We start from the raw sequence: 26,861 nt of genomic DNA, 5'->3' as shown, positions 1-26,861 counted from the left end.
ATACTCCTTTTATATCCAAAGCATTTGCAATTTAAAGTCCATGTCCGGCAAGCCAGGCTTCCGCCACCTGCGAGAACATTTCGGGGTAGAGGGCATCCTCCTGCGCGAAGGCATCCAGATAATATTCCACCTCAGCCCGGTCGGCAGGCTCGGTGCGCTCCCACACGGTGAACACGGTGCCGTTGCCCATGTCAAAGCTGGCGGCCTGCGTAAAGTGCGCATCCCGCGCGGCGCAGAAGAGGGCATTCCACCGGCCGGAGAGCTCACCGCCGCTGACAAAGGTCTGGGGGAGCGGCTCTGCGGTGAGCACGTACTTTGCCTCGAAGAACCGCACCGGGAACTCGTGGGTGCCCGGGATGGAGATGCCGGCGGCCAGCTTGCCCTGCAGCTGGATGTCCGGCAGGGCGGCGTACTGGAATATGTCCGAGTTGTACAGCATATCGTGGGGGATCATGTAGGCGAACTCGCCCTTTTCCGCATCGCAGTGGGCATCGATCCAGTCGTCCACGCGCTGGATCTGGGCGGCATCGGTGCGGTCGTAGGTGAGCTTGTCCAGCCGGACGAATTCCGACACGGCCTTGAGGGGAAAATGATCCACCACAAAGCCCGGCAGAGCAACGGTGGTCAGCGGCGAGCAGCGCACGGACACCGCAAACACCATGGTAAAGCCCCAGTAGCAGAGCTTGACGGCGGTGTGCTTTTTCAGGCCGTCGGCCAGTGCGGCGGAACCAACGAGGAACAGCAGCAGCCACCCAGGCACGAACAGCAGCATCTGGTGGGAGCCGGTGTTCTGTACCCGGGTAAACAGCACAAGGCTCACCAGCAGCTCTGCCCCTGCAAGGCAGGGCAGGGCAGGCAGACGGCGTTTTGCGGCAAACCACAGCCCCATTCCGATGAGGATGAAGTTCAGCAAACCGATGCGCAGTGTCTGTGCGGCCAGCTCCAGCGTGATGCCGCCGAAGTTGTAGTAAGAGTAGCGCCCGGCGTAGTCAAAGCTTAAAATTTTGCGCACCATGGGCAGAAGCAGCAGCACCATGGCCCCGGCCGCACACAGGCCGAACACCACCAGCCGTACCATGCGGTGCACAGCGCGGCTGGGCTGGCCATCTTTTGCCAGCCGGATGCTGGAAACTGCCAGCATCAGCACGTAGGCAAAGCAGTAGCCCACCACAAAATATAAGTACCAGCGCCGGGTGAGGATGATGCCCGCCGTGGCGGCGAAGATGAGCAGATAGCGGGGCAGGTCGATGCCGTCAAAGCGGTAGTCCAGTGTGAGCAGCATAAGCATGAAGGCAAAAATCAGCCCGAACCAGTCCGGCTGGCCCAGCACCGCCGACATGCGCACGAACGGGAAGGTAGCGCACCACGAAAAGCCGATGAGGAAATACCAGAACCGGTTCTTTACCCGTAGCATCCGGCCCACCTTGACCGTCAGGCCCGCCAGCAGCACCAGCAGGCTGGGCAGTACGCTGAATACCTGACAGAATGCGTAGTCGTCGCCGGTCTTGCCGCTCAGGCAGAACGGAAACTCGGTGAACAGGGTGATGAAATTCGTATAGTCCTCGGTGACGGAATCGAGGAGAAACCGGAAGCCTGCGCCTGTGCTCTGGGCAAAGGCGGCTTCGGCATGATACTGCTTTAAAATGTAGTTCACATAGTCCCAGTGGTAGAGGAAGGTGCGGCTGCCGAGGACCCAGTAAAAGTAAAGCACGGCCGCTGCCCACAGGCCCACCAGCACCGCCTTGTGGAACAGGTCCAGCTCCACACCGGCCCGGCGCAGCACCAGCAGCGCCAGTGCAAACAGTGCTGCATTGCACCACAGGCTCACCAGCGGGAAAAACAGGCTGCTGCCCGGTGCGGCAAGGCCGAATACAATAAGCGCCAGTGCCCCGGCAGCAAGGCCCAGCCAGACCTTGCCAAGGACAGACAGACGGGAAACGATTCCACTCATCCCAAAAACCTCTCAGCTGCAGAATATCACAGCTACAGTATAGCAAGCAAAATCTGCACTGTCCAGCCGCTGTGCACGGAAAACAACAAAATGTCCCGCCGCTTTGAACGCAGACGGGACATTTTGAAACGAATATTACTTGTTGGAATTGGCTGTGGCCTTTGTGCTGCGGGCAGCGCGGCGCTTTGCGTTCAGGGCTTTGTTGGCGCTGATGCGGGCCGCATCGGGGTTCGGGGCCTCCGGCGCAAGGCGCAGCAGGCAGCTGCCCATGGCAGGCAGGTCTACTGTAAGGGTATAGTCCCGACCAAACACACCGCCATCGGTGGTGTGAAGCTTTGTCTTGCGGCGGCCCTTCAGTGCACCGCCCCACTCGGGGGATTCGGTGTTCAGCACCTCCTCGGCGCTGCAGGGAAAGCGCAGATACAGCGGGAACTTTTTGTGGGCGTGGTCCTGCGTGTTCATGATGCACAGCAGGTTTTCGCCCCGGCCCTTGCGCAGCCATGCGTACACGCCCTCGCTGCGGCTCTCGCAGGCCACCCACTCAAAGCAGTCGGGGTTGTACTCGCCATCGTAGAGTGCAGGCTCAGTGGAATACACCCGGCACAGGTGGGCAAAGTATTTCTGGAACGCATCGTGGAAGGGGTATTTCAGCAGGTCCCAGTCCAGCTCCCGTTTTTCGTCCCACTCCCGGAAGTGTCCCATCTCGTTGCCCATGAAGTTCAGCTTCTTGCCCGGGTGCATATACATATAAAAATAGAGGGTGCGCAGCTGGGCGCATTTTTCCGCATAGGTGCCCCACAGCTTATCAATGATGGTCTTTTTGCCGTGCACCACCTCGTCGTGGCTCAAGGCCAGCAGATACAGCTCGTTGTAGAAGTAGTGCATGCTGAAAACGATCTTGCCGTAGGCATTTGGCCGCTCACCGAAAGGGGTAGCAAAATAGTCCAGCGTATCATGCATCCAGCCCATATCCCACTTGTAGTCAAAGCCCACGCCGTCGTAGCGGGTGGGAGCTGTCACCTTGAGGAAGTTGGTGGAGTCCTCGGCGGTGTAGATGCCGGTGGGCCAGAGCTCGTTCAGGCCGTGATTCAGGCTGCGCAGAAAGTTCACGGCACCCTCGTTCACGCCGCGGTTCGGGTCGCCCTGCCAGTACAGCGCGCGGGAGATGGCATCCATACGGATGCCATCGCAGTGGTATACGTCCATCCACAGGGCGGCAGCGCTGTTCAAAAAGCTGCACACCTCCCGGCGGTAGTAATTGAAGTTGCAGGTGCCCCACTCGCTGTGGCCCACATCGCTGTCGTACTCGTAGAGGTAGGTGCCGTCAAACTTTGCCAGAGCGTCGGCGTTGGCGGCAAAGTGCACCGGCACAAAGTCCATGATGACGCCGATGCCCATGCGGTGGCAGGCGTTGACGAAGCCGGCAAACTGGGCGGGGGTGCCGTAGCGGCTGGTGACGGAAAAATAGCCGGTGGTCTGGTAGCCCCAGCTGCCGTCAAAGGGATGCTCTGCCAGCGGCAGCAGCTCCACATGGGTAAAGTGATGGTCCAGCAGCCATGGGATCAGCTCCTTGGCCAGCTCCTCATAGTTGTACCAGCCGTCTGAGCCGTCCTCCTGCTTGCTGCCGGGCTTGTGCCGCCAGCTGCCAACGTGCATCTCGTAGATGTTCAGCGGGCGGTTGCGGCATTTGTCGCGGCGCTCCATCCATGCGCTGTCGTCAAAGTGGAAGTCCAGCTTTGCCAGACGGCTGGCCGTGCCCGGCCGCAGCTCTGTGGAAAATGCGTAGGGGTCGCTGCGCATCACCACACTGCCGTCGGCACCATGCACCCGGTATTTATAAAGGTCGCCCTCTGCAAGGCCGGGGACGAATGCGCTCCACACGCCGGTGTCGGCTTTTTCCATGGGCACGCCTGCCTCCCAGCCGTCGAAGCCGCCGCAGACTTCCACTGCCGTGGCACCGGGGGCCCACACTGCAAAGCGCCACCCTTCGGTGCCGTTGTCAGAGCAGGGATGCGCACCAAGGATGCGGTAGGCATCAAAGCAGTCTCCATTGAAGAATTCACGGGGAATGGCGGGGTAATTCATGCAAAGATCTCCTTACATTCTATGATAGGCAGCGCCCGGCGGCACTGCATGTGACACAGGTGTTTGGGCAATATATCCAATAAGAACAAGACGAAATGGGGCACAATGGCTGATATTCTTGTAGATTCTTGACAAAAATCGGCAAAAATTAACATGTTTTACAGATTCTGTGCTATACTATTCCTGCCGCCGCAGTGGGCGGCGGTTGATTTTTTTGTATGGGAGCGGTATGAACAATGGCTTGGTATGACAACGCGGTATTCTATCACATCTATCCTCTGGGGCTGTGCGGCTGCGCACATGAGAACGACGGGCAGGCGGTGCCCGGCGCGTTTAATAAACTGAACACATGGGCTGAGCACGCAGCGGACCTTGGCTGCACGGCCATTTATATCGGCCCGCTGTTCGAGAGCGGCTCCCATGGCTATGACACCATCGATTACCGGCTGGTAGACCGCCGTCTTGGCACGAACGCAGAGTTCAAGGACTTTGTGGCCCGGTGCCATGCCCGGGGCCAGAAGGTGATCGTGGACGGCGTGTTCAACCATGTGGGCCGCGATTTCTTTGCGTTTCAGGATCTGAAGGCAAACCGCGAGAACGCCCGCTATAAGGACTGGTTCTGCGATGTGAATTTCTGGGGCAACAACGAGTACAACGACGGCTTTTCCTACGGAAACTGGGGCGGCTTCAATCTGCTGGTCAAGCTGAACCAGCGCAACCCGGAGGTGCAGAACTACCACTACGATACCATCCGCTTCTGGGTGGATGAATTTGATATTGACGGCATCCGTCTGGACGCAGCCGATGTGCTGGACTTTGACTTTATGCGCGGTCTGCGCCGCCTTGCCAACGAGGTAAAGCCAGAGTTCTGGCTCATGGGCGAGGTGATCCACGGCGATTACAGCCGCTGGGCAAACCCGGAGATGCTGCACTCGGTGACCAACTACGAGCTGCACAAGGGCCTGTGGAGCGGCCACAACGACCACAACTATTTCGAGATCGCCCACACCATGCGCCGTCTGCAGGGCCTGTGCCACGATACCCGACTGTATCTGTTCTCGGACAACCACGATGTGGAGCGCCTGCCCAACAAGCTGCGCAACCGGGAGCACATCCGCCACATTGCAATTCTAGTATATACGCTTTGGGGCATTCCGTCCATCTATTATGGCTCAGAATTTGGCATTGAAGGCAAAAAAGAGTGGGGAAGCGACTGGCCGCTGCGCCCCTGTCTGGAGCTTTCCGACTTCAAGGACGCTGAGAACACCAACCCTGTCACCAGCGTGTATGCCGCACTGGGCAGACTGAAGGCGGAGCTGCCGGAGCTGACCGACGGCGAGGTGAAAGAGCTGCAGCTCACCACCCAGTGCTATGCCTTTGCCCGGGTGCTGGATGGAAAGGCCTGCGTCGTGGTGCTGAACAACGGCGACAGTCCCGCACAGCTGGAATTCCAGCTGCCGGTGGAGGCATCCTCTGCAAAGGACCTGTTGGCCGACACGGTGGGCGCACAGCCCGTTTTGACCAGCATGGAGTGGGGCCGCATGAAAGTGCAGCTGCCCTCCAATTATGCTACCATCCTGCAGCTGGAAAAGTAAACGCATTCTTGCATGATCCGCCGTCTTTTGCTACAATAAGAGCATAATACCGTAAAGCGGAAAGGAAGCTTTGAAAACCATGAATGCAGCGCAGCGCAGAGAATCCATTCTGAAACGGCTCAGCGGGGCCGAAGCACCGGTCAGTGCCAGCGCACTGGCGGCTTTGCTGGGGGTCTCGCGCCAGATCGTGGTGGGGGATGTGGCTCTGCTGCGGGCAGGCGGTGCGCAGATCGATGCAACGCCCCGGGGATATCAGCTGCACCCGGCGGAAAAAGGCTATACCGCCATTCTGGCCTGCGTGCACAGCACCGAGGACGAGATGCGCACCGAGCTGTACACCGTGGTGGATCAGGGCGGCATCGTGGTGGATGTGGCCGTGGAGAACAGCCTGTATGGCGAGCTGCGCGGCAACCTGAACCTTGCCAGCCGCTACGATGTGGACAACTTCATCCAGCAGGCCAAGGACACGCCGGAAGCGCTTTTGAGCCGCATGACCGGCGGCGTGCATCTGCACACCCTGCACTGCCCGGATGCCGGGAGCTTTGAGCGCATCAAAAAAGAGCTGGAAGAAAAAGGCATCCTGTACCGCAAGGAGTGATGCGGATGGGGATAGACCCAGTATAAAAAAGGCTGAGGGCCTTGTCTATCCGCAAAACAGGAAAATGGTTGGATAATCAACGAAAAAGCAAAAGAGGTGGGTCTTCTGGATATTCGCATTGAAAAAACGGAGCGTGCCATCAAGCAGGCATTCATGGAGCTGCGGGCGCAGAAACCGCTGGAAAAGATCAAGGTCAAGGAACTGTGCGATCTGGCCTGCATCAATAAGTCCACCTTTTATGCGCATTATCAGGATATCTATGCGCTGGCCAACGCCATGGAGGACGAAATGGTGGAGGTGGTGGTGGAAAGCCTGCCGCAGCTGACCGCCCGTGATGTAAGCGAGCGCACCGAGTGGCTGACCCGGGAAATGTTCCGGGCGTTTACCCGGAAGCAGACCGAGATCGGCATTCTGTTTTCCGGCTCCCGTCAGGGGCTGTTCATCAACCGCGTGGAAGCTGCAATGAGCAAATGCATCTCGGAGAGCGACCCCTCGTTTGATGCCGATGTGGTGCGTAAGATCGTGCTTTCCTTCTGCGTGCAGGGCTGCTACTACACCTTCACCAGCTACTGCGGCCAGATGGACGAAAAGCGGCTGGTGGCTCTGCTTGCGTCCATTGCACGCGCGGCACAAAAGATCCGGATGTAACACAACAATTTAGAATGCCCGCCGCGTGCGCTTTGGGCATGAATAGCGGAAAAATAATTTTAATAGAGCAATGCCGGGCGGTCTGCGGACCGCCCGGCATTGCATTTTCACAGATGGAGCTTGGACGGCAAGGGGCGGATGCCGCGCCTGCTTCCTATGGAAGCGGCGGCGCAGCGGGGGAAAAGCTAGCCCTCTCAGCCTCGCTCCGCTCGGCAGCTCTCCCAAAGGGAGAGCCCTTGGCAGGGCGGCAAGGTTTCCAGCTCAACTGCGAAGTTTCCAGTTTCGCCAGAGCCTCTCCCTTTGGGAGAGGTGTCAACGCAGGTGACGGAGAGGGTTCCCTCTCGTGAAAAAGTAGATCGGGAAAATCCGCAGATTTTCCCGATCTACAAATTATAGAATATTCTTTCCGCTATTCATGCGCAAAGCAAAGCGGAGCGCATTCAAAATGGTCTGGCGTTACACGCCGGAAGCACCGTAGTTTGCCAGCACACGGGCCGAAGGATCGTTGACGTTGCAGTTCGGCCATGCCTTGTTGGGCATCCAGAAGCCCACGATGGTGCGGCTCTGGTCGTGGTAGTACTTCTCGAAAATTTCGCGGTAGAACAGGCTTTCCTTGGTGAACGGCATGCAGTGGGCCGAATAGTTTGCACGGCGCAGCTGGAACTCCTCGTCGGTGTAAAGGCTCTCGGCGTACTCCTTGATGTCGTCCACCATGCTGTGGCCTACAGCATCCGAGAAGGCGGCCTTTTCGCGCCACAGGATCTCCGGCGGCAGCCAATCGCCCTCAAAGGCCTTGCGCAGCAGATACTTGCCCTTGCCGTAGCTGTTCAGCTTTTTTTCCGGGTCAATGGCCATGACGTAACGCACAAAATCCAGATCACCAAAGGGCACGCGGGCCTCGATGCTGTTGGAGGAGATGCAGCGGTCGGCGCGCAGCACATCGTACATGTACAGCTCACGGATGCGCTTCTGGCTCTCCTGCTGGAAGGCATCGGCGGTGGGGGCGTAGTCGGTGTACTTGTAGCCGAATAGCTCATCGGAAATCTCGCCGGTCAGCAGCACGCGGACATCGGTCTGCTCGTGGATGGCCTTGCACAGCAGGTACATGCCCATGCTGGCGCGGATGGTGGTGATGTCCCAGGTGCCCAGCAGGCGGATGACCTCTTCCAGACTGTTGATGACCATATCCCGGTTGATGATGATCTCGTGGTGCTCGCTGCCCAGATATTCTGCGGTCTGGCGCGCATATTTCAGATCAATGGCATCGGTGTCCATGCCAATGGCAAAGGTGCGGATGGGCTTGTTCAGCTTCTTGGCGGCAATGGAGCACACCAGCGAGGAATCCAGACCGCCGGAGAGCAGGAAGCCCACAGGGGCATCTGCGTCCAGACGCTTCTCTACGCCTGCGATCAGCTTTTCGCGGATGTTCCGCAGCACGGTGTCCATGTCATCCTGCATGGGGGCGGGCACATCGGCAATGTCCTCATAGCGGACGAAGCGGCCATCACAGTAGTAGCTGCCAATGGGGAAGGGCCGGATGTCGTCGCACCAGCCAATGAGGTTCTGCATCTCGGAGGCGAATGCGATCTGGTGGCTGGACTTGGAGTAGCCGTAGAACAGCGGACGGATGCCGATGGGGTCACGGGCGGCGATGAGCCGGTCCTTGCGGGAATCGTACAGGATGAGCGCGAACTCGGAGTCCATGTGGCGGAACATATCCAGACCGTACTCATAGTACAGCGGCAGCAGGATCTCACAGTCGCAGTCGGACTGGAACTTGTAGCCGCGGCGCTTGAGGATCTCTTTCTCAAAGCGGAAGCCGTACAGCTCGCCGTTGCACACCACGCAGTCGGCACCGCGGTAGAAGGGCTGCATGCCTTCCGGGGTCAGGCCCATGATGGCAAGGCGGCCAAAGCCCATCAGACCGAAAGGCCCTTCCACCACACGCTGGTCGTCCGGGCCGCGCATGGCCGTGCGCAGCAGGTATTCCTTGAATTTGGCGGCACTCAGATCGTGCCCGGTATAGCCCATAACACAACACATATTTCTTACCCCTCTTTTTTCAATAAAAAAATACGGCAGCTCATTCATCCCAATCGCTAGGACGAATATGCTGCCGTATCCGTGGTGCCACCTAAATTACCGGCATAAAACCATGCCAGTCACTTTTGTGCGCTCTCCCCGTTGAAAGCACTGCCGCGATAACGAGCGGCGCACGTCGGCCCCTACTGCTGCACAAACAGGTTCAGGGGGAAGCTTGCGGGTGTTCGTTCGGGTTTCGCTCTCTGCGCGGCTTCCACCTACCCGCACTCTCTGAAAGAGGACATTGAAACCTTACTTTTCCCGGTCAACGCTTTTTCTTGCATGCATTGTATCACGGCTTTTTGTCCGTGTCAACACAGCAGGCGCATTTTTGTGCGGTTTGACCATCAGAGTCGGACTGTTCCTCTTTTTGGGCGCAGTGGCGGCACAAACCATACAGAACGCTGCCCTCGCACTGCAGGGTAAAGCCATGCTCTGCCATCAGGTGGGCGCGCACTTCGTCCATGAAGTGGCAGTCCAAATGATAGATGCGTCCGCACTGCACGCATTTGAGGTGCAGATGCTCCCGGCAGTGGCGGCCCTCGTCCACGTACTGGAACACGGCTTTTTCGCCCTTGTCGGCAACGTATTTCATGATGCGCTGCTCCCCGGCCAGCTTGTCCAGATAGCGGTACACCGTGGTGGGGTTGGGGCTTGCGCCCTGCTCTTCCAGATGCTCCAGAATGTTGGAAGCACTCACCGCGTGCTGCCGGTTGTTGATGAGATAATCTAAAATCAGTTGACGGGTCTTGGTATTGTAGCCGTCGCTTCGTGCCATAAGAGAGATCCACACCCTTTTCAATATTTTTTACATTGTAGCATATTTTTGTGTTGGATGCAAAAGAACCGGGCCAAAAGAAGCAGCATTGGCTACAAGCACAAAAAAACTTGTAGATTTTGGCAAAAATGAGACATAAAAATTAGATAAAACATAAAACGCGCCAAAGTTCATAAAAAAGTATTGTAATAATTGCCCTATTATGAAATAATAGAACTGGAATACTACTTGGATTGCAGCAAGAATACAAGATGCTTTGAAGTTAAAAAGCATGCGCCCCAGAGTATTATAGGAGAAGAACCTTTTCCTTTGCAAGGGAAAAGGGAATAGGAGTTGTGCAGAACATGAAAGAAATGGAGTCGCAGACCAAACCGAGCCTGAAGCTGCAGGCATACCAGTACCTTAAGACCAAGATCCTGAACTGCGAGTACCGGCCCAACGAGTTTTTGAACGAGCAGAAGCTTTGTGCCGAGATGGGCAACATCAGCCGCACCCCCATGCGGGATGCTCTTGGCCGCTTGGAGCAGGAAGGCCTGATCACCATTCTGCCCAAGAAGGGCCTGATGGTTTCCGGCATCACCGAGGAGGACGTGCACAGCATGTTCGAGATGCGCCTGCTGGTGGAGCCTTACGCCCTGCGTACTTATGGCAGCGGCATCCCGCGGGAACAGCTGGAGACATTTGCCGAGTTGATGCATCACCCGGACAGCATCACCGACTTCTGCGAGTCGGACGATGAGTTCCACGAACTGCTCATGAGCACTTTGCCCAACAAGTACCTGCGTTCGGCGTATGACCGCATCACCGGTCTGAACACCCGCTTCCGCATCATGACCGGCAAGGTGAGCATGATCAATCAGGAGCAGACCTGTGACGAACATCTGGAAATTCTGGATGCCGCTCTGGCCGACAACTGGGACAGTGCTGCAGATTCCCTGCAGCACCATCTGGAGCTGGCCCGCGATAAGGCTGAAAGCGTGATCAAGGTCATCCGGCTGTGGTAAAAACTGCATAAAAAAGACCGTTGCACGAAAAACGTGTGACGGTCCTTTTTGTTATGAAACTCCCCCAGCCGCCTGCGGCGACAGACCCCTCAGAGATGGGGCCTTAAAGCCTCCCTCTTTGAGGGAGGTGGCATCGCGCAGCGATGACGGAAGGAGTCACAGCGCGTCCAGCTCCTTTTGCAGTTGTGCCAGAGAATCGCGGATGGGCAGCCTCTGCGGGCAGACGGCTTCGCACTTACCACAGCGCACACAGTGCAGGGCCTTTTCGCTGTCCGGGAAGCGGGTGGTCCACTGGGCCTTGATGGCATCCTTCTGGCCGAACATGCCCAGCTTGTTCCAGATGCTGAAATTGTCCGGGATGTCCACCCCCATGGGGCAGGGCATACAGTACCGGCAGCCGGTGCAGCCAATCTTGATGCGGCGGTGCAGCTCGTTGGCTACGCTTTCCACAGCGGCATTTTCGGCGGGGGAAAGCGGTTCAAAATGGCCAAAGGTGGCAAGGTTGTCGGTCAGCTGATCCTCAGCACTCATGCCGGAGAGGATCACATGCACGTTTTTGTGGCTGCCCACCCAGCGCAGCGCCCAGGAGGCATCGGTGGCATCCGGACGCAGGGCGTGCAGCGGTGCGGCGGCATCTGCAGGCAGGGATGCCAGCGTGCCGCCCTTGATGGGCTCCATGATGATAAGCGGCACGCCGCATTCTTCGGTCAGCTGATAGCCCCGGTCGCCGGAGATCTCCTCGGCACGGTCGTCCCGGTCCAGATAATTGTATTGCAGCTGGCAGAAATCCCACGGCTGGTCGCGCAGAATATACTCAAATCCGGCAGAGTTGTCATGGCAGGAAAACCCAAAGTTCCGGATGTGTCCTGCGGCCTTCTGCTGCCACAGCCAGTCCACAAGGCCCATGGCTTTTGCCTTTTCGTACCGGGCCTTGTGCAGGGAGTGCAGCAGGTAGAAGTCGATGTAGTCCACGCCCAGCCGCTGCAGCTGCTCTTCAAAAATGCGCTTGGCATCGTCCAGGCTTTTGCAGTTCCACAGCGGCATTTTGGTGGCAAGATAAAAGCTGCTGCGGTCCCATTTGGCGATCACGCGGCCCACAAACGGCTCACTCTGGCCGTTGTGATAGGGATAGGCAGTATCGAAGTAGTTGACACCGGCGGCCTTAGCGGTGTTCAGCAAAGCTTCGGCGCGCTCTTCGTCAATGGTGCCGTCGGCTTTGATGGGAAAGCGCATACAGCCGTAGCCCAAAAGGGAAGTGCGGATGTTGTTTTTGTTCCAGTTGCGGTGCTCCATAAACTCTCTTTTTGCGGCAGAGGGGACAAAGGCTCTGCCGCTCCTCCTGTTGAGGATAGTATAACATAGTTTTTGAATGCAGAAAAGATACGACGATGACGATTTAGAATGCCCTCCGCTTCGCTCTGGGCATAAACAGCGGAAATCATATTTGCAGCTCCGAAACGACTGCGGTCGTTTCGGAGCTGCTTTTTCACCATAGAGTTGTAGCGTCAAATGCATTTTCCTACCGCACAGATGCCACTTGCCTTTACCGCCCCTTCCCGTGAAAAAGTGTTCAGAAAATGTCCGCAGACATTTTCTGAACACAAATTAAAAATAATAATTCATCTAAACATGCCTAGAGCGCAGCGGAGGGCATTCCAATCATCAAACAAAAAAAGATGCCCGCACCTTTCGGTACGGGCACCTCATTGTTCAAGAATGAACGACTCTCAGAAGAGGTTCAATTACTTGACCTCGACCTTAGCGCCAGCCTCGGTCAGCTTCTTCTGGATGTCCTCAGCCTCAGCCTTGGAGACCTTCTCCTTGACAGCCTTGGGAGCGCCATCGACGATAGCCTTAGCTTCCTTCAGGCCCAGACCGGTAATCTCCTTCACCAGCTTGATGACCTGCATCTTGGTAGCGCCAGCCTCAGCCAGGATGACGTCGAACTCGGTCTTCTCTTCCTCAGCGGCAGCAGCAGCGCCAGCAGCAGCGGGAGCAGCAGCAGCAACAGCGGAAACACCGAACTCTTCGCAGTAAGCGTCGATCAGTTCCTTCAGCTCCAGAACGGACAGCTCCTTAACGGAGTCGATGATGGCAGTAATCTTCTCAGAAGCCATAGTAGTAACCCTCCAATATCAATGGTTTTGTTTGTTAGTTTCTTGTTTTGTTTAAGCAGCGGTCATGCAGCAATCAGGCTGCAGGCTCCTCCTGCTTGTCGGCATAAGCCTGCATTGCAACGGCCAGACCAGACAGAGTGCTGGTGAGGGCGCCTGCGAACATGGACAGCATGCCTTCGCGGTTGGGCAGCTTTGCGATTGCGTTGGTCTCGGCAGCGTCCATGACCTTGCCTTCCATGAAGCCAGCCTTCACGACGAACTTCTTGGACTTATCGCCATCCTGATACTTGCACAGGATGCGGGCAGCGGACATGGGATCCGCTTCGTGAGCAAAAGCGATAGCGGTATCGCCCTTGAACTGCTCAGCCAGGCCCTCCAGAGAGGTACCCTTGACAGCCAGACGCAGCATGGTGTTCTTCACGACCATGTAATCGACGCCTGCCTCACGCAGCTCCTTACGGAGCTTGGTGTCGTTCTCGACGTTAATGCCGCCGTAAGCGACGACGCAGCCGGAAACCGCACTCTCAAACTTTGCCTTCAGATCAGCGACATAAGCCTGCTTTTCAGAAAGAATCTTTGCACTGGGCATTCGGTTTCACCTCGTTTCAAAAACTTGTATCGAAAACCGGAGCAAGTATGAAAAAAGCCTCTTTCCCGCACTTGGTCGAGAAAGAGGCATAAAACAACTTTACGCACGTTTCTCGGCAGGCGGCATAGCCTTACACTGGACTCCAGTACCTGCTGTCTCAAAAACAGCATGATTATTTTACCGCAAACGTGCGGAGTTGTCAAGTCTTTTTTGAAATTTTCTGACAAAATTTTTCTGCCGCCCATACGAACGGCAGAAAAACGATCAGAACTTCAAATCAGACACCGTACTTCAGGGTGTTCAGACGGATGCCAGGGCCCATGGTGGTGGCGATGGTAGCGCTCTTGAAGTAGGTACCCTTTGCTGCAGCGGGCTTTGCCTTGGCAATAGCCTCCATCACAGTGTCCAGGTTGGTGTACAGCTTCTCTGCACCGAAAGAAGCCTTGCCCACGGGCACATGGATGATGTTCTGCTTGTCCAGACGGTACTCGATCTTACCAGCCTTGGCCTCGGAAACAGCCTTGCCCAGGTCGGGAGCAACGGTACCAGCCTTGGGGTTCGGCATCAGGCCGCGGGGGCCCAGGACCTTACCGAGACGGCCAACGCGGCCCATCATATCGGGAGTGGTCACGACAACGTCGAAATCCATGAAGCCGCCGGCGATCTTTGCGATCAGCTCGTCATCACCGACGATATCAGCGCCAGCAGCCTCAGCAGCGGCAGCTGCGGGACCCTTGGCGATTGCGCAAACGCGGACGGTCTTGCCAGTGCCGTTGGGCAGAACGACAGCGCCGCGGACCTGCTGGTCAGCGTGACGGCCGTCAACGCCCAGACGGACGTGCAGCTCAACGGTCTCGTCGAACTTGGCAGAAGCGGTCTTGCAAGCCAGCTCCAGAGCCTCGTTCACATCATATGCCTTAGTAGAATCGACCAGCTTTGCAGCGTCGACATAGTGCTTGCCATGTTTCATTGTATATCCTCCTGTGTGGTCATGCGGGCAGTTTTATGCCCTCCCACTGTTTATGTCTCAGCCCTCGACGGTGACACCCATGGAACGGCAGGTGCCGCGAACCATGCTGCATGCAGCTTCCAGAGAAGCAGCGTTCAGGTCGGGCATCTTGGTCTTGGCAATCTCTTCCACCTGAGCGGCGGTCAGAGAAGCAACCTTTTCCTTGTTGGGCTTGCCGGAAGCGGTGTTGATGCCAGCTGCCTTCTTGATCAGAACGGCTGCCGGAGGAGTCTTGGTGATGAAGCTGAAGGAGCGGTCAGCATACACAGTGATGACGACGGGGATCACATAACCCATCTGGTTCTTGGTACGCTCGTTGAACTCCTTGGTGAATGCCATGATGTTGACACCCTTCTGACCCAGAGCAGGGCCAACAGGGGGAGCCGGAGTTGCCTTGCCGGCCTCGATCTGCAGCTTAATGTAGCCAGTAACTTTCTGTGCCATAATAAATGCACCTCCAAAAATCTGTGGTGAGTTGCGGCACGGTGTCTCCGTGCCTCCCACGAGCATGTGCACAGTGCACACGCTCTATAAGAACCGCACTGCGGTCTTACCTTGGTAAACGATTTGTGCCGGTTGGTTACGGCAGCTCGACCTGACCGATCTCCACCTCTGCGGGGGTCTCGCGGCCGAACATGTTGACCTTGAGCTTCACTTTGAAGTTCTCGGTATCGATCTCCTCCACAAGGCCCATAAAGCCTTCCAGAGGACCGGCGGTGATCTGCACGGTGTCGCCGACGTTGAAGTCGACTGCCAGAGGTGCAGCCTTTTCCACGCCCATCTTCTCTACTTCTTCAGCAGAGAGGGGAACGGGCTTGGATGCGGGGCCGACGAAGCCGGTGCAGCCGCGCGTATTGCGCACCACGTACCAGGTATCGTCGTTCATCACCATTTTGACCAGAACGTAGCCGGGGAAGAGCTTGTGCTCCACCATCTTCTGCTTGCCGTTCTTGTCAATTTCGGGAACCATCTCGACGGGAACCTTGATATCACAGATCAGATCCTGCAGATGACGGTTCTCCACCATGGTCTGCAGGTCATTCGCGACCTTGTTCTCATAGCCGGAATAGGTATGCACTACATACCAAAGTGCCTCATTGGATTGTTCTTCCATTTTGGTCTGCCCTCCGTTTCAAGATGATTCTCAGGCGCCGATGATCAGGCCCAGGATGCCGCCGAAGATGGCATCCAGCAGGATCATCACGACCGCTGCGATGGCGACGGTCACGAGCACGACGATGGTGTTGGTCTTAACGTCCTCTTTGGACGGCCACACCACCTTCTTCAGCTCGCTCTTGGTGTCGCGGAAGAACTTGGCACACTTGCCAAAGAAGTTCTTCACAGCGGCCTTTGCTCTGGCCACAAAGCCCGGCTTGTTCTCGGTTTTGTCTGCCATGATGCGTCCGCCTTTCTTACTTGGTTTCGCGATGAACGGTGTGCTTCTTGCAGAAACGGCAATACTTCTTCATCTCGAGACGATCGGGGTTGTTCTTCTTGTTCTTCGTGGTGTTGTAGTTGCGCTGCTTGCACTCGGTGCAGGCCAGAGTGATTTTAACGGTCATTTGTTGACACCTCCATTATAACGGTTGTTTTGAACCTCCCTCGGGTTGCGGGTGGTACCTGTAAAACAGGCGCACTTAATAACCCCGCAAAAGAGGTGATATCATTGTACCACGCACTTTTCCATCCGTCAAGCGGAAATCTTCGATTTTTGGAAAGTTTTTTTGAAAAATATCTCTTTTACCCACCGGCAGCTTTTTGGCATTCTGCTTGCATCGCGCGCATAGATATTGTATAATAAGCCAGAACGGCATTTTTACCGGTTATATCCCACCCAGGTCTTGGGCTTTATAAATAGGAGAGAGTTATCATGCAGTCTGAAAAAATGTGCGTTGTGCTGCTGTTCGGCGGTATGTCCAGCGAGCACGAGGTCAGCCGCGTTTCTGTGGGCAACTTCGTCAACAACATTGACCGTGAAAAATATGAGGTGCTCACTGTGGGCATCACCAAGGAGGGCCGCTGGCTGTACACTGAGGCCACGGCCGCCCAGATGGCCGATGGCAGCTGGGAAGAGCTGGCAGGCAACATGGCCTGCGTCATCAGTCCGGACCGCGCCGACCACGGCATGATCCTGTTCACCCCGGAAGGCCATGTGGAAAAAGTGCATGTGGATGTTGTGATCCCGGTGCTGCACGGCCTGTGGGGCGAGGATGGCACGGTGCAGGGCCTGCTGGAGCTGGCCGGCATCCCCTACGTGGGCTGCGGCGTGCTGGCAAGCGCGGTGTGCATGGACAAAGCCGTGGCCAATGCTCTGTTCGAGGCCAACGGTGTGCCCCACACCAGATGGCTGGCTGCCGACCGCTGGGAGATCGAGTCCGATCTGGAAGGCGTGTGCGAGGGTGTGGAAAAGAAGCTGGGCTGGCCCGTGTTCGTCAAGCCCGCAAACGCCGGTTCCAGCGTGGGCATCTCCAAGGTGTCCAGCCGTGACGAGCTGAAAAAAGCCATCGACCTTGCACTGGAAAACGACCGCAAGGTGGTGTTTGAGGCCTTTGTGGACGGTCAGGAAGTGGAGTGCGCCGTGATCGGCTCCGACCCCGCCGTGGCTACCCGTCCGGGCGAGATCCTTGCCGGTGCCGAGTTCTATACCTACGACGACAAGTACAAGAACGGCGTGAGCCAGACCGTCATCCCGGCTCACCTGCCGGAAGCAAAGCTGGACGAGGTGAAGACCTACGCCGCCATGGCCTACACTGCCCTGAACTGCGAGGGCCTTGCCCGCTGCGATTTCTTTGTGGAAAAGGGTACTGGCCGGGTGCTGATCAACGAGATCAACACCTTCCCGGGCTTCACGTCCATCAGCATGTACCCCAAGCTGATGGAGCACGAGGGCCTGCCGGTGCCGCAGCTCATCGACCGGCTGATCGCGCTGGCGCTGGAAAGGAAGGAAAAGCAGCATGGATAACCGCCCGATCGGCGTATTCGACAGCGGCCTTGGCGGCCTGACCGGTGTGCGGGAGCTGCGCAAGCGCCTGCCCCACGAGGAGATCATCTATTTTGGCGATACCGGCCGCGTGCCCTATGGCAGCCGCAGCCCGGAGACCATCCTGCAGTATGCCCGTCAGGACGTGGCATTCCTGCTTTCTAAAAATGTAAAGTGCATCATGGCGGCCTGCGGCACCGTGTCCAGTACCTACCCGGCTGCAGAAGCGGCAAAGCTGCCGGTGCCCTATCTGGGCGTGGTGGATGCTGCCGCCCGGGAAGCAGCCTTTGCTACCCGCAACCGCCGCATCGGCGTGATCGGCACCGCTGCCACCATCCGCTCCCGCAGCTACGAAAAGCTGCTGCGTCAGCTGGTGCCGGGGGTGGAGATCACCGCCCGGGCCTGCCCGCTGTTCGTGCCGCTGGTGGAGGCCGGTTACGTGGACCACAGCGAGGAGAGCCGACAGCAGGTGACGAAGCTGGTGATCGCTCAGTACCTGACCGAGGTGCGTGAAGCCGGTGTGGACACCCTGATTTTGGGCTGCACCCACTACCCGCTGCTCAAGACCATGATCGGCGAGTTCATGGGCCAGAGCGTGACGCTGGTGGATCCGGCCAAGACCGCCGCCCACCATCTGGAACAGATGCTCTCCGAGCGCGGCCTGAAAGCGGCGCAGGAGCACGAGGGTCAGGCGCACTTCTACGTGAGCGATGTGCCGGACAGCTTTGTGCAGACGGCAGACCTGTTCCTGGGCGAGTACAAGGGCGGCCCGGTGGATCAGATCGCCATTGATAAATATTGATAAGGACAGAAAAACGTGAGCAAACCGCTGAAGGAAGATTATATCATCCGCATCAAGAGCCGCATTGAGCAGCATGTGAAAGAGCCTGTGGAGCAGGAAGAAAAGGAAGAGTTTGTGGAGCTGATGACCCGCGGCCAGTTCGTGCAGAAGGGCGGCAGCTACTACATTACCTATAAAGAGACCGAGACCACCGGCTACGAGGGCTGCACCACCACCCTGAAAATTGCCGCCGACGGCAGCCGCGTGGCGATGCTGCGGTTTGGCAAGGGCGGCGGGGCCGGCACCCAGCTGCTGATCGAAAAAGGCAAGCGCAACCTCTGCCACTACGAGACAGGCTACGGCTCCATGACGCTGGGCGTGACCGCCGACGAGATCGAGTGCGGCCTGACCGAGAAGGGCGGCACCGCAAAGTTCGGCTACCTGCTGGATGCCAACAGCGCCGAGCTTGTGAGCCGCAACCGCCTTGAAGTGACCGTGACCCACGTAAACTGAGATATTTCCCAGACTGTGAAAGGAACCAGACCAATGACTGAATTTGAAAAGATCTACCAGAACTATAACCCCCGTCAGGCTGCGCTGGACGAGGCACGCACTCTGCTGACCGCTGCCGCCAAGGCCGCCATGGCCGATGGTGCTCTGCCGGAAGCTGAGCTGCCCGCCTTCATCGTGGAGATCCCCGCCGATACCAAAAACGGCGATATCGCCTCCAACATCGCCATGGCCGGTGCACGCAGCTGGCGCAAGGCTCCCAAGATGATCGCGGATGCGCTGCTGGCACATCTGCCCTCCATCGAGAACAGTGTGTTTGCCAAGGTGGAAGTGGCTGGCCCCGGCTTCATCAACCTGTTTCTGGCTCCGTCCTTCTGGGCCAGTGTGGTGCTGGGTGCCTGCTCCAACAAGGAGTATGGCCGCACCGATCACGGCAAGGGCGCCAAGTACAATGTGGAATTCGTTTCCGCCAACCCCACCGGCCCTATGCACATGGGCAACGCCCGCGGCGGTGCTCTGGGCGACTGTCTGTCCGCTGTGCTGGACTGGTCCGGCTATGATGTGACCCGTGAGTTCTATATCAACGATGCCGGCAACCAGATCCAGAAGTTCGGCAAGAGCCTTGCCGTGCGCTACCTGCAGAAGTACTGCGGCGAGGAAGCCTATCCGCTGCCCGCCGAGTGCTATCAGGGCGGCGACATCAAGGTGCTGGCCGGTGAGTTTGCCGAGCTGAACGGCGACAAGTACGTTGCCGCCTGCAAGGGGATGGACGAGGAGACTCTGTTCGAGAGCGAGGCCTTTGCCGCCCTGAAGGACGCACTGGTGGCCTACGCTCTGCCCAAGAACATTGCTGCCCTCAAGCGCGATCTGGGCAAGTACCGCATCGACTACGATGTGTGGTTCCATGAGAGCACCCTGCACGAGTCCGGCGCGGTGATGGCCGTGGTGGATAAGCTGCTGGAGCTGGGCGCATGCTATAAGGCAGAGGACGGTGCCATCATGTACCGCAGCGCCCAGTACGCTGCCAAGTACGGCACGGTGAACAAGAAAAAGACCGAGGACGGAACCGAGGAGGAAGCCAAGGACGAAGTGCTCGTCCGTGCCAACGGCATCCCCACCTACTTTGCCGCCGATATCGCCTACCACTACAATAAGCTGGCCACCCGCGGCTTTGCCAAGGCCATCGATGTCTGGGGTGCAGACCATCACGGCCATGTGGCCCGCATGAAGGGTGCCATGGATGCCATCGGCCTGAACGGCGAAGATCTGGACGTTGTGCTGATGCAGATGGTCAACCTGATGCGCGACGGCCAGCCTGTGCGGATGTCCAAGCGCACCGGCAATGCCATCACCCTGACCGACCTGCTGGAAGAGGTGCCCATCGACAGCGCACGCTTCCTGTTCAATATGCACGACGCAGGCAGCGGCATCGATTTTGACCTCGATCAGGCTGTCAAGACCGACAACGATAACCCCGTGTACTATGTGCAGTATGCCCATGCCCGCATCTGCTCCATCCTGAAAAAGATGGAGAGCGAGGGCGTGCAGTTTGCCGGTGCCGAGAAGGTGGATGCCACCCTGCTCACCGAGCCTTCCGAGATGGATCTGATCCGGATGCTGGCAGCCTTCCCGCAGGAGATCGTCATGGCGGCCGAGAAGTACGACCCCAGCCGCATCAACCGCTTTGTCATTGATCTGGCCAGCGCCTTCCACCGCTTCTACGGCAGCTGCCGCATTCAGGGTGCAGACCCGGCTGTGCAGCAGGCACGTCTGGCCCTGTGCATCGGCGTGAAGAACGTCATCTTCAACGTGCTGACCATGTTCAAGATCAACGTGCCGGAGAAGATGTAAAGGCGAACGGGCTCGCCCTCTCAGTCTGCTTTGCAGACAGCTCTCCCAAAGGGAGAGCCTCTGGCGAAACCAGAAACTTTCTATGGACTGCCAAAGCCTCCCACTTTGGGGGAGGTGGCATTGCGTAAGCAATGACGGAGAGGGCGAAGCCGCTGCCCGAAATAACAAAAAAGGCTCCTCCCGGTGGAGGAGCCTTTTTAAATCAATCAGATTTGAGGAAACCTATGGAACCTTTGAAGATCGGCAATATCATCCTGCCCCACCGGGCGGTGTTCGGCCCGATGGCGGGCTTTACGGATGCACCCTGCCGCCGCCTGATGGCCCAGCACGGTGCAGGCTTTACTGTGAGCGAAATGGTGTCCAGCCGGGCGCTGGTGTACGGCGACCACAAGACGGTGAGCCTGCTCAAGGCCGAACCCAACGGTGCACCCTATGGCGTGCAGATCTTTGGCGAAGTGCCCGAGATCATGGGCGAAGCCACCGCCGCCATCGAACAGTACGAGTTCGACTTTGTGGATATCAACATGGGCTGCCCGGCCCCCAAGATCGTTTCCGGCGGCGCAGGCAGCAAGCTGATGCTGGACCCGGACCGCTGCGGCCGCATCGTGGAGCAGGTTGTGGCAAATACAAAACGGCCTGTCACCGTGAAAATGCGCAAGGGCTGGGATGCGGACCACATCACTGCAGTGGAGTGCGCCAAGGCCTGTGAGCAGGCCGGCGCAGCCCTCATTGCGGTGCACGCCCGCACCCGGGAGCAGATGTACACCCCGGGCATCGATCCGGAAATCATTGCCCGGGTGAAGGATGCCGTCAAAGTGCCGGTGCTGGGCAACGGCGACATCCACTCGGCTGAGGATGCTGTGTGGATGATGCAGGCCACCGGATGTGACGGTGTGATGATCGCCCGCGGTGCTCTGGGCGACCCGTGGCTCTTTGAGCGGGTGAACGCCGCCATTGAAGGCCTGCCCGCACCCAAGGCACCCAACCTGCAGGCCCGCATGAATGCGCTGCGCCGTCAGGTGGAGGAAATGGTGGAGCAGAAGGGCGAGTTCGTCGCCATGCCGCAGGCCCGCTCTCAGACCATGCACTATATGAAGGGGCTGAAAGGTGCGGCCAATCTGCGCCGCTACTGCTGCACCCTGACCCATCTGGAAGATCTGGACGAGCTGATCGATGCTGTTTTTGAAGAGCAGCGCAAAGCGGGCATCGACCCGGACGACGTGCGCGAGGTGCCGTTTCCGTAAGGGGAATATTACTGCTGCCGGGTCAGCTCATCCAGATTCTGGGTGTAACAGGGCAGACAGTGCTCTATGAACCAGTCGGCTTCCGGGCAGTGCATGGCCTGCAGGGCCGCTTTCTGCTGGGCCAGCGCCGCGTCAAATTCGTGGTTGCCGCTGCGCTGCTCCTCCGTGCATTTGATGAGGGCACTCAGCCGGTCGGCGGCCTTCAGCAGGCGCTTTTCCTCGGCGGTGAGCAGTTCCCCGGAGATGAACGGGGACAGCTCTTCGCTCAACTCGTCCGGCAGAAGGCCGGTCATGCAGCGCACGCTCTCGGTTTCCAACGCCTTGTAGGCATCCCGCAGGGTGGGGCTGCTGTACTTGACCGGTGTGGGCATGTCGCCGGTAATGATCTCCGGCGCGTCGTGGTACAGCGCCGCCACTGCTACCGTTTTGGGGCGGCAGGGCGTGCCGGTGTACCGCCGTGCGATCAGGCAAAGTATGTGGGCCAGCAGGGCGGTATCGCAGGTGTGCTCGCTGAGAGATTCGGCCCGGGTGGAGTGCATCAGGCTCCAGCGGGTAATGTATTTCATGCGCGCCAGCAGGGCGCTGAACGGGTACAGCATGGCAGCTTCCTCCTTTTTTCTCCAACATACCTGTCCGGCAGAGCGTTGTCAAGCCCTTTTTTCTGCGCAGTGTTCGTGCTATACTAAAATAAACCAACTTTCTGCCGCTTTGGCAGAGAAAAGAGGAAACCATGGAGCGGTCTGGTACTGCCCGGCAGCCGCAGCTGCTGGGACAAAAAAAGGATAAATTCTGGCTGACGGTGGGCCTGTGTGCCCTCACGGCGGCCCTGTTTTTTCTGCCGTTTTATATCATCGACGGCGGCTTTTTCCACTATGCAGGCGATTTCAACAGCCAGCAGATCAGCTTTTACCGCTATATGAACGGCTTTATCAAGGGCGCAGGCTACCCGGACAGTGCGTTCACCTCGGTGCACAATACCTTCTCATGGGCTACCGACCTTGGCAGCGGCGTGATGAACGCCTATTCGTTCTACCTGTACGGCTCGCCGTTCTTCTGGTTCTCGCTGCTCTTCCCGCAGGGGTGGCTACCCTACCTCATGGTGCCGCTGCTGGTGCTCAAGTTTGCCGTGGCGGGCGGCGGTGCGTACCTGTATCTGCGCCGCTACGTCAAAAATATCGACTACGCCGTGCTGGGAGCCTGTCTGTATACCTTCTCCGGCTTTACGGTATACAATGTGTTCTTCAACCACTTTGTAGATGTGGTGGCGCTGTTCCCGTATCTGCTGTGGTCGCTGGACGAGGCCCTTTACAACGACCGCCGCAGCTGGTTTGCGTTCTGGGTGGCGGTGAACCTTGTCAACAACTACTTCTTCTTCATCGGTCAGGTGGTGTTTCTGGCCATCTACTTCATCTGCAAGCTCAGCACAAGGGACTTCCGTCTCACTGCAAAAAAGTTCGGGCTGCTGGCCTTTGAAAGCCTGCTGGGCGTTGCCATGGGCAGCATCCTGCTGGTGCCTGCGGTGCTCTCCATTTTGCAGAACCCGCGCACCATCGACCTTTCCTCCGGCTGGGGCTTTCTGACCTACAGCAAGGTGCAGCAGTACCTTGCAATTCTCGTCAGCTGGATCATGCCGCCGGATTCTCCCTACCTCACCTCCATCTGGTCGGAGGGCGTGATCAAGTGGACCAGCATGTCGGCCTATCTGCCGCTGTGCAGTCTGGCCGGTGCCGTGGCCTACTGGAAAGCAAAGTGCGGCGACAGTAAAAAGCGCATCGTGAGCACCTGCGCCGTGTTCGCACTGGTGCCCATCCTGAACAGTGCGTTCTACGCCCTCAATTCCAGCTACTATGCGCGCTGGTACTATATGCCGGTGCTGGTGCTGGCCGCAATGACTGTGAACGCGCTGGAAGACCACAACACCGATCTGGACAGCCCGGCCCGCGGCATCAGCTGGCTGATGATCGCCACGGTGGCCTTTGCGGTGGTGCCGGTGCAGGACAGCGACACCGGCAGCTGGTCGTTCGGCGTGCTCAAGAACCCCGGTCAGTACTGTGCGGTGCTGGGCTTTGGCCTGCTGGGCCTGCTGCTGTACCGCTATCTCTGCCAGAAGTGGCGGGGCGACAGCCGCTTTGCCCAGCGCCTGACGGCGGCGGTGCTGGCGTTTGCCTTCCTGTTCAGCGTGGTGCACATCGGCATTGGCAAGTTCGGCCAGTGGTATACCGACAGCGACCTTGTGAAGCAGGACACCAACGCCCTGCTGTTGAAAAACGACCTGCCCGAAGGCGATTACCGCGTGGATACGTACAAGATCCACGACAATATCGGCATGTGGCTGGATAAGAGCTGCCTGCAGTATTTTGGCAGCACGGCAGCCCCCAGCATTCTCAGCTTCTACCCGGCGCTGGGGGTCAAGCGGGATGTGCGCAGTGAGCCGGAGCTTTCCAATTATGCACTGCGGGGCCTTTTGAGTGTGGAGTACCTTATCACCACGCCGGAAAAGCAGACCGACTTTGAAAACGAAGCCGACGACGGCTGGGAATATGCCTTTGCAAAGGACGGCTATGCGCTCTACCGCAACACGAACTACGTGCCCATGGGCTTTGCCTATGATTATTACCTCACCCAGACCGAGTACGAAGAAACAGCCAAGGCCACCCGCGCAAACCTCCTGATGCGTGCACTGGTGCTTACCGACGAGGATGCTGCAGTCTACGGCAAGTACCTCACCCATCTGCCGGAAGGCAGACGGGAGGAGCTGTACTATGAGTCCTACGTGCAGGACTGCCGCGAGCGCCGTGCCACGGCTGCCAGTGTGTTCCAGATGAACAATTCGGGCTTCCACGCCGAGATCACGCTGGAAAAAGAGAACCTCGTGTTCTTCTCCGTGCCTTACGATGACGGCTTTACGGCCTATGTCAACGGGCAGGAGGCCGACATTGTGGAGGTGGACGAGGGATTGATGGCTGTGCTGTGCCCGGCAGGTGAAAACAGCATCGATTTTGTCTATCAGCCCGACGGCATCCGGCTGAGCCGTGCGCTGACTTTGGGCGGCATTGTGGTATGGCTGGCGTACACGGCGTACTTCGTCTGGCGCAAGCGCCGCACAAAGCGGGCCTGATGCACGGAAGAATGACTTTGTGCTGTAGAAAAAAGAAATTTTTGAAATTCCCTCTTGACTTTATGCCAATAAAGTGTATAATGCAATCAAACCGATGAGGCGGAAGAGAACCTGCACAGCGCATCTTCAGTGAGCCCGGACAGTGAAAACGGGCGAGAGCGGGGCAGAGCTTCGTGGGCCGCCGAGGGCCGGGCAAATGGGCAGCAAGCCTTAGTAGCTTTGGACGGAAGTCTCCGTTACAGGACAGGGGAGTGTTGGCTCTCCGTGAGAGGCTCTGCAGTTTGCAAAGCAGGGCAAGCAAGGTGGCACCGCAGAATCGAACTTTACCGATCCTGTCCTTGTGGATAACACACAGGGACAGGGTCGTTTTTATTTGTAAGACCCGTCCCGCAAAGGGAGCGGGTCTTTTACTTTTGCCGCCCGCTCCGGGAAAGGAGTTTACTATTATGAAAAACGTTACCATGATCTCCCGCCGCAGCTTCCTCAAGGCCGCTATGGCTGCTTCCGCCGTTTCTGCACTGGCATTCACCGGCTGCGGCGGCTCCGCTTCCAGCACCGTGGCTGCATCTTCCACCGCTTCTTCCGCTGCCGCTTCCGCAGCAGCCAAGGGCGGTCAGACCTTCAAGGTGGGCATCGTCAACTACGTGGATCATGCTTCCCTGAACCAGATCGTGGAGTCTGTGGAGAGCCGTCTGGATGAGCTGGGGGCAGAGAAGGGCGTTACCTTCGACTACGCCGACTACTACGCAAATGCACAGGCTGACCAGTCCAACCTGAACCAGATCGGTGCCGACCTCGTAGGGGACGGCGTGGATGTGATCGTGGCTGTGGCTACCCCCACCGCTGCAACCATGCTGGCCGCTGTGGAGGATACCGATATCCCCGTTGTCTACTCTGCTGTCACCGACCCCGCCGCTGCAGGCTTTGACGGCGAGGAGAACATCACCGGCACCTCCGACGCACTGAACACCGAGGCCATCATGAACCTGATTACCGCTGTCAACCCGGACATTGACACCATTGGCCTGCTGTACGACCTGAGTCAGGATGCCTCCACCCAGGCCATTGCCGATGCCAAGGCTTTCTGTGATGCCAACGGCATTAAGTACATTGAGAAGAACGGCACCACCACCGCTGAGGTGCAGATGGCAGCTGAGGCTCTGATCGCCGCCGGTGTCAAGGCCGTGTTTACCCCCACCGACAACACCGTGATGACCGCAGAGCTGTCCATCTACGAGACCTTTACCGAGGCAGGCGTGCAGCACTACACCGGTGCCGACAGCTTTGCACTGAACGGGGCCTTTGTGGGCTACGGCGTGGATTACGTCCAGCTGGGCGAAGCCACTGCCGATATGGTGGCGGAGATCCTCTGCGACGGCAAGACTACCGCAGACCTGCCGTACCAGACCTTTGACAACGGCATCGTCACCATCAACACCGAGACCTGCGAAGCGCTGGGCCTGGACCTTGACACCGTGAAGGAAGCCTTCAAGCCCTACTGCACCGAGATCGTGGAAGTGACCACCGCAGAGAACTTCTCTTAAAAAAGTACCCTCTCAGTCAAAACCTGACGGTTTTGCCAGCTCCCCCGAAGGGGGAGCTTTTGGCAGTTCTGAGGAAGTGTTTTGCTGCCCACAGTGCACCGCATCACAAGAAGCTAAATTAAATAAGTCCGGTATCTTCGTGGTTAGCAGGCTCGCCCTCTCAGTCAAATCCTACGGATTTGCCAGCTCCCCCAAAGTGGGAGCCTTTGGCAGTCCACGTAAAGTTCATCTTTCTGCCAAGGCCTCTCCCTTTGGGAGAGGTGTCACCGTAGGTGACGGAGAGGGCGAGCCTGCTTTCCGTCACGACCCTACTCGTGAAAAGGGGATTCAGAAAAGCCCGCAGGCTTTTCTGAATCCCGAATAAAAACCCAATTCCG

24 protein-coding genes and 1 other annotated feature are annotated in these 26,861 nt (G+C 57.8%); of the genes, 11 read left to right on the top strand and 13 right to left on the bottom strand.

Annotated features, from left to right (window positions below; translation table 11 throughout):
* Window positions 1-31 precede the first annotated feature (31 nt).
* Window positions 32-1,951 (bottom strand): hypothetical protein, encoded by a 1,920-nt coding sequence (locus DW937_RS05025; protein WP_120120309.1) that lies wholly within the window; start codon window positions 1,949-1,951, stop codon window positions 32-34.
* Between the two features lie 135 nt (window positions 1,952-2,086).
* On the bottom strand, window positions 2,087-4,036 hold the full coding sequence (glgB, locus tag DW937_RS05020) for a 1,4-alpha-glucan branching protein GlgB (protein ID WP_120120308.1): 1,950 nt from the start codon (window positions 4,034-4,036) through the stop codon (window positions 2,087-2,089).
* Window positions 4,037-4,272: 236 nt separating this feature from the next.
* Here glgB and DW937_RS05015 point away from each other — a divergent pair, with 236 nt between their 5' ends.
* The 3 genes from DW937_RS05015 (at window position 4,273) to DW937_RS05005 (ending at window position 6,877) form a co-directional block, all read left to right on the top strand.
* Window positions 4,273-5,631, top strand: coding sequence for an alpha-amylase family glycosyl hydrolase (locus DW937_RS05015; RefSeq protein WP_120120307.1), 1,359 nt, complete (start codon window positions 4,273-4,275; stop codon window positions 5,629-5,631).
* A 79-nt stretch (window positions 5,632-5,710) separates the two neighbouring features.
* Window positions 5,711-6,229 carry a transcription repressor NadR gene (locus DW937_RS05010; protein ID WP_005944532.1) on the top strand — a complete coding sequence of 173 codons (519 nt, stop codon included), beginning with the start codon at window positions 5,711-5,713 and terminating at the stop codon, window positions 6,227-6,229.
* Between the two features lie 96 nt (window positions 6,230-6,325).
* Window positions 6,326-6,877 (top strand): TetR/AcrR family transcriptional regulator, encoded by a 552-nt coding sequence (locus DW937_RS05005; protein WP_120120306.1) that lies wholly within the window; start codon window positions 6,326-6,328, stop codon window positions 6,875-6,877.
* 456 nt (window positions 6,878-7,333) lie between these two features.
* On the opposite strand, the gene asnB is transcribed toward DW937_RS05005, so the two are convergent.
* Entirely contained in the window at window positions 7,334-8,920 is a 1,587-nt protein-coding gene (asnB, locus tag DW937_RS05000) for an asparagine synthase B (protein ID WP_165852887.1), read from the bottom strand.
* 54 nt (window positions 8,921-8,974) lie between these two features.
* Window positions 8,975-9,237 (bottom strand) — a binding site (T-box leader).
* A 14-nt stretch (window positions 9,238-9,251) separates the two neighbouring features.
* On the bottom strand, window positions 9,252-9,737 hold the full coding sequence (locus DW937_RS04995) for a transcriptional repressor (RefSeq protein WP_097775183.1): 486 nt from the start codon (window positions 9,735-9,737) through the stop codon (window positions 9,252-9,254).
* 344 nt (window positions 9,738-10,081) lie between these two features.
* On the opposite strand from DW937_RS04995, the gene DW937_RS04990 reads away from it, so the two are divergent.
* A complete protein-coding gene (locus tag DW937_RS04990; RefSeq protein WP_097781559.1) occupies window positions 10,082-10,741 on the top strand; it encodes a GntR family transcriptional regulator in 660 nt (219 codons plus the stop codon).
* Window positions 10,742-10,897: 156 nt separating this feature from the next.
* Here DW937_RS04990 and DW937_RS04985 read toward each other — a convergent pair whose 3' ends face one another.
* The 8 genes from DW937_RS04985 to rpmG all read right to left on the bottom strand — a co-directional run bounded on the left by DW937_RS04985 (window position 10,898) and on the right by rpmG (window position 16,018).
* Window positions 10,898-12,034: an aldo/keto reductase gene (locus DW937_RS04985; RefSeq protein WP_120120304.1), complete on the bottom strand. Its 1,137-nt coding sequence runs from the start codon at window positions 12,032-12,034 to the stop codon at window positions 10,898-10,900.
* Between the two features lie 449 nt (window positions 12,035-12,483).
* On the bottom strand, window positions 12,484-12,858 hold the full coding sequence (gene rplL, locus DW937_RS04980; protein ID WP_005944525.1) for a 50S ribosomal protein L7/L12: 375 nt from the start codon (window positions 12,856-12,858) through the stop codon (window positions 12,484-12,486).
* Window positions 12,859-12,931: 73 nt separating this feature from the next.
* Window positions 12,932-13,447 carry a 50S ribosomal protein L10 gene (rplJ, locus tag DW937_RS04975; RefSeq protein WP_005944524.1) on the bottom strand — a complete coding sequence of 172 codons (516 nt, stop codon included), beginning with the start codon at window positions 13,445-13,447 and terminating at the stop codon, window positions 12,932-12,934.
* 277 nt (window positions 13,448-13,724) lie between these two features.
* Window positions 13,725-14,417 (bottom strand): 50S ribosomal protein L1, encoded by a 693-nt coding sequence (gene rplA / locus DW937_RS04970; protein ID WP_005920494.1) that lies wholly within the window; start codon window positions 14,415-14,417, stop codon window positions 13,725-13,727.
* 57 nt (window positions 14,418-14,474) lie between these two features.
* Window positions 14,475-14,900 carry a 50S ribosomal protein L11 gene (rplK, locus tag DW937_RS04965; RefSeq protein WP_005920496.1) on the bottom strand — a complete coding sequence of 142 codons (426 nt, stop codon included), beginning with the start codon at window positions 14,898-14,900 and terminating at the stop codon, window positions 14,475-14,477.
* A 136-nt stretch (window positions 14,901-15,036) separates the two neighbouring features.
* On the bottom strand, window positions 15,037-15,570 hold the full coding sequence (nusG, locus tag DW937_RS04960; protein WP_005944521.1) for a transcription termination/antitermination protein NusG: 534 nt from the start codon (window positions 15,568-15,570) through the stop codon (window positions 15,037-15,039).
* A gap of 30 nt (window positions 15,571-15,600) precedes the next feature.
* Window positions 15,601-15,852, bottom strand: a complete 252-nt coding sequence (gene secE, locus DW937_RS04955) for a preprotein translocase subunit SecE (RefSeq protein WP_097776462.1) — start codon at window positions 15,850-15,852, stop codon at window positions 15,601-15,603.
* A 16-nt stretch (window positions 15,853-15,868) separates the two neighbouring features.
* Window positions 15,869-16,018 carry a 50S ribosomal protein L33 gene (rpmG, locus tag DW937_RS04950; RefSeq protein ID WP_005920501.1) on the bottom strand — a complete coding sequence of 50 codons (150 nt, stop codon included), beginning with the start codon at window positions 16,016-16,018 and terminating at the stop codon, window positions 15,869-15,871.
* Window positions 16,019-16,326: 308 nt separating this feature from the next.
* Between rpmG and DW937_RS04945 the strand changes: the two genes are divergently transcribed.
* From DW937_RS04945 to dusB, 5 genes are all read left to right on the top strand, one after another.
* Window positions 16,327-17,418 (top strand): D-alanine--D-alanine ligase family protein, encoded by a 1,092-nt coding sequence (locus DW937_RS04945; RefSeq protein ID WP_097775185.1) that lies wholly within the window; start codon window positions 16,327-16,329, stop codon window positions 17,416-17,418.
* Complete coding sequence (gene murI / locus DW937_RS04940) at window positions 17,411-18,238, top strand: glutamate racemase (RefSeq protein WP_120120303.1); 828 nt, start codon at window positions 17,411-17,413, stop codon at window positions 18,236-18,238. The genes DW937_RS04945 and murI overlap by 8 nt, the downstream gene beginning before the upstream one ends.
* 15 nt (window positions 18,239-18,253) lie before the next feature.
* Window positions 18,254-18,730 carry a DUF1934 domain-containing protein gene (locus tag DW937_RS04935; protein WP_097775187.1) on the top strand — a complete coding sequence of 159 codons (477 nt, stop codon included), beginning with the start codon at window positions 18,254-18,256 and terminating at the stop codon, window positions 18,728-18,730.
* Between the two features lie 33 nt (window positions 18,731-18,763).
* Window positions 18,764-20,578, top strand: a complete 1,815-nt coding sequence (gene argS, locus DW937_RS04930) for an arginine--tRNA ligase (protein ID WP_120120302.1) — start codon at window positions 18,764-18,766, stop codon at window positions 20,576-20,578.
* A gap of 224 nt (window positions 20,579-20,802) precedes the next feature.
* The gene (dusB, locus tag DW937_RS04920) at window positions 20,803-21,822 is read left to right on the top strand and encodes a tRNA dihydrouridine synthase DusB (protein ID WP_097776466.1); all 1,020 of its coding nucleotides are present in this window, start codon (window positions 20,803-20,805) and stop codon (window positions 21,820-21,822) included.
* Window positions 21,823-21,830: 8 nt separating this feature from the next.
* On the opposite strand, the gene yfbR is transcribed toward dusB, so the two are convergent.
* Window positions 21,831-22,421, bottom strand: coding sequence for a 5'-deoxynucleotidase (gene yfbR / locus DW937_RS04915; protein WP_120120301.1), 591 nt, complete (start codon window positions 22,419-22,421; stop codon window positions 21,831-21,833).
* Window positions 22,422-22,552: 131 nt separating this feature from the next.
* Between yfbR and DW937_RS04910 the strand changes: the two genes are divergently transcribed.
* Window positions 22,553-24,940: a YfhO family protein gene (locus DW937_RS04910; RefSeq protein WP_120120300.1), complete on the top strand. Its 2,388-nt coding sequence runs from the start codon at window positions 22,553-22,555 to the stop codon at window positions 24,938-24,940.
* Between the two features lie 446 nt (window positions 24,941-25,386).
* Entirely contained in the window at window positions 25,387-26,484 is a 1,098-nt protein-coding gene (locus tag DW937_RS04905) for an ABC transporter substrate-binding protein (RefSeq protein ID WP_120120299.1), read from the top strand.
* The last annotated feature ends 377 nt before the right edge of the window (window positions 26,485-26,861 follow it).

Source organism: Faecalibacterium sp. AM43-5AT, from assembly GCF_003603345.1.
Taxonomy (GTDB): domain Bacteria; phylum Bacillota; class Clostridia; order Oscillospirales; family Ruminococcaceae; genus Faecalibacterium; species Faecalibacterium taiwanense.
The sequence above is the reverse complement of the archived record's forward strand: the minus strand, read 5'-3'. Positions and strand labels throughout refer to the sequence as shown.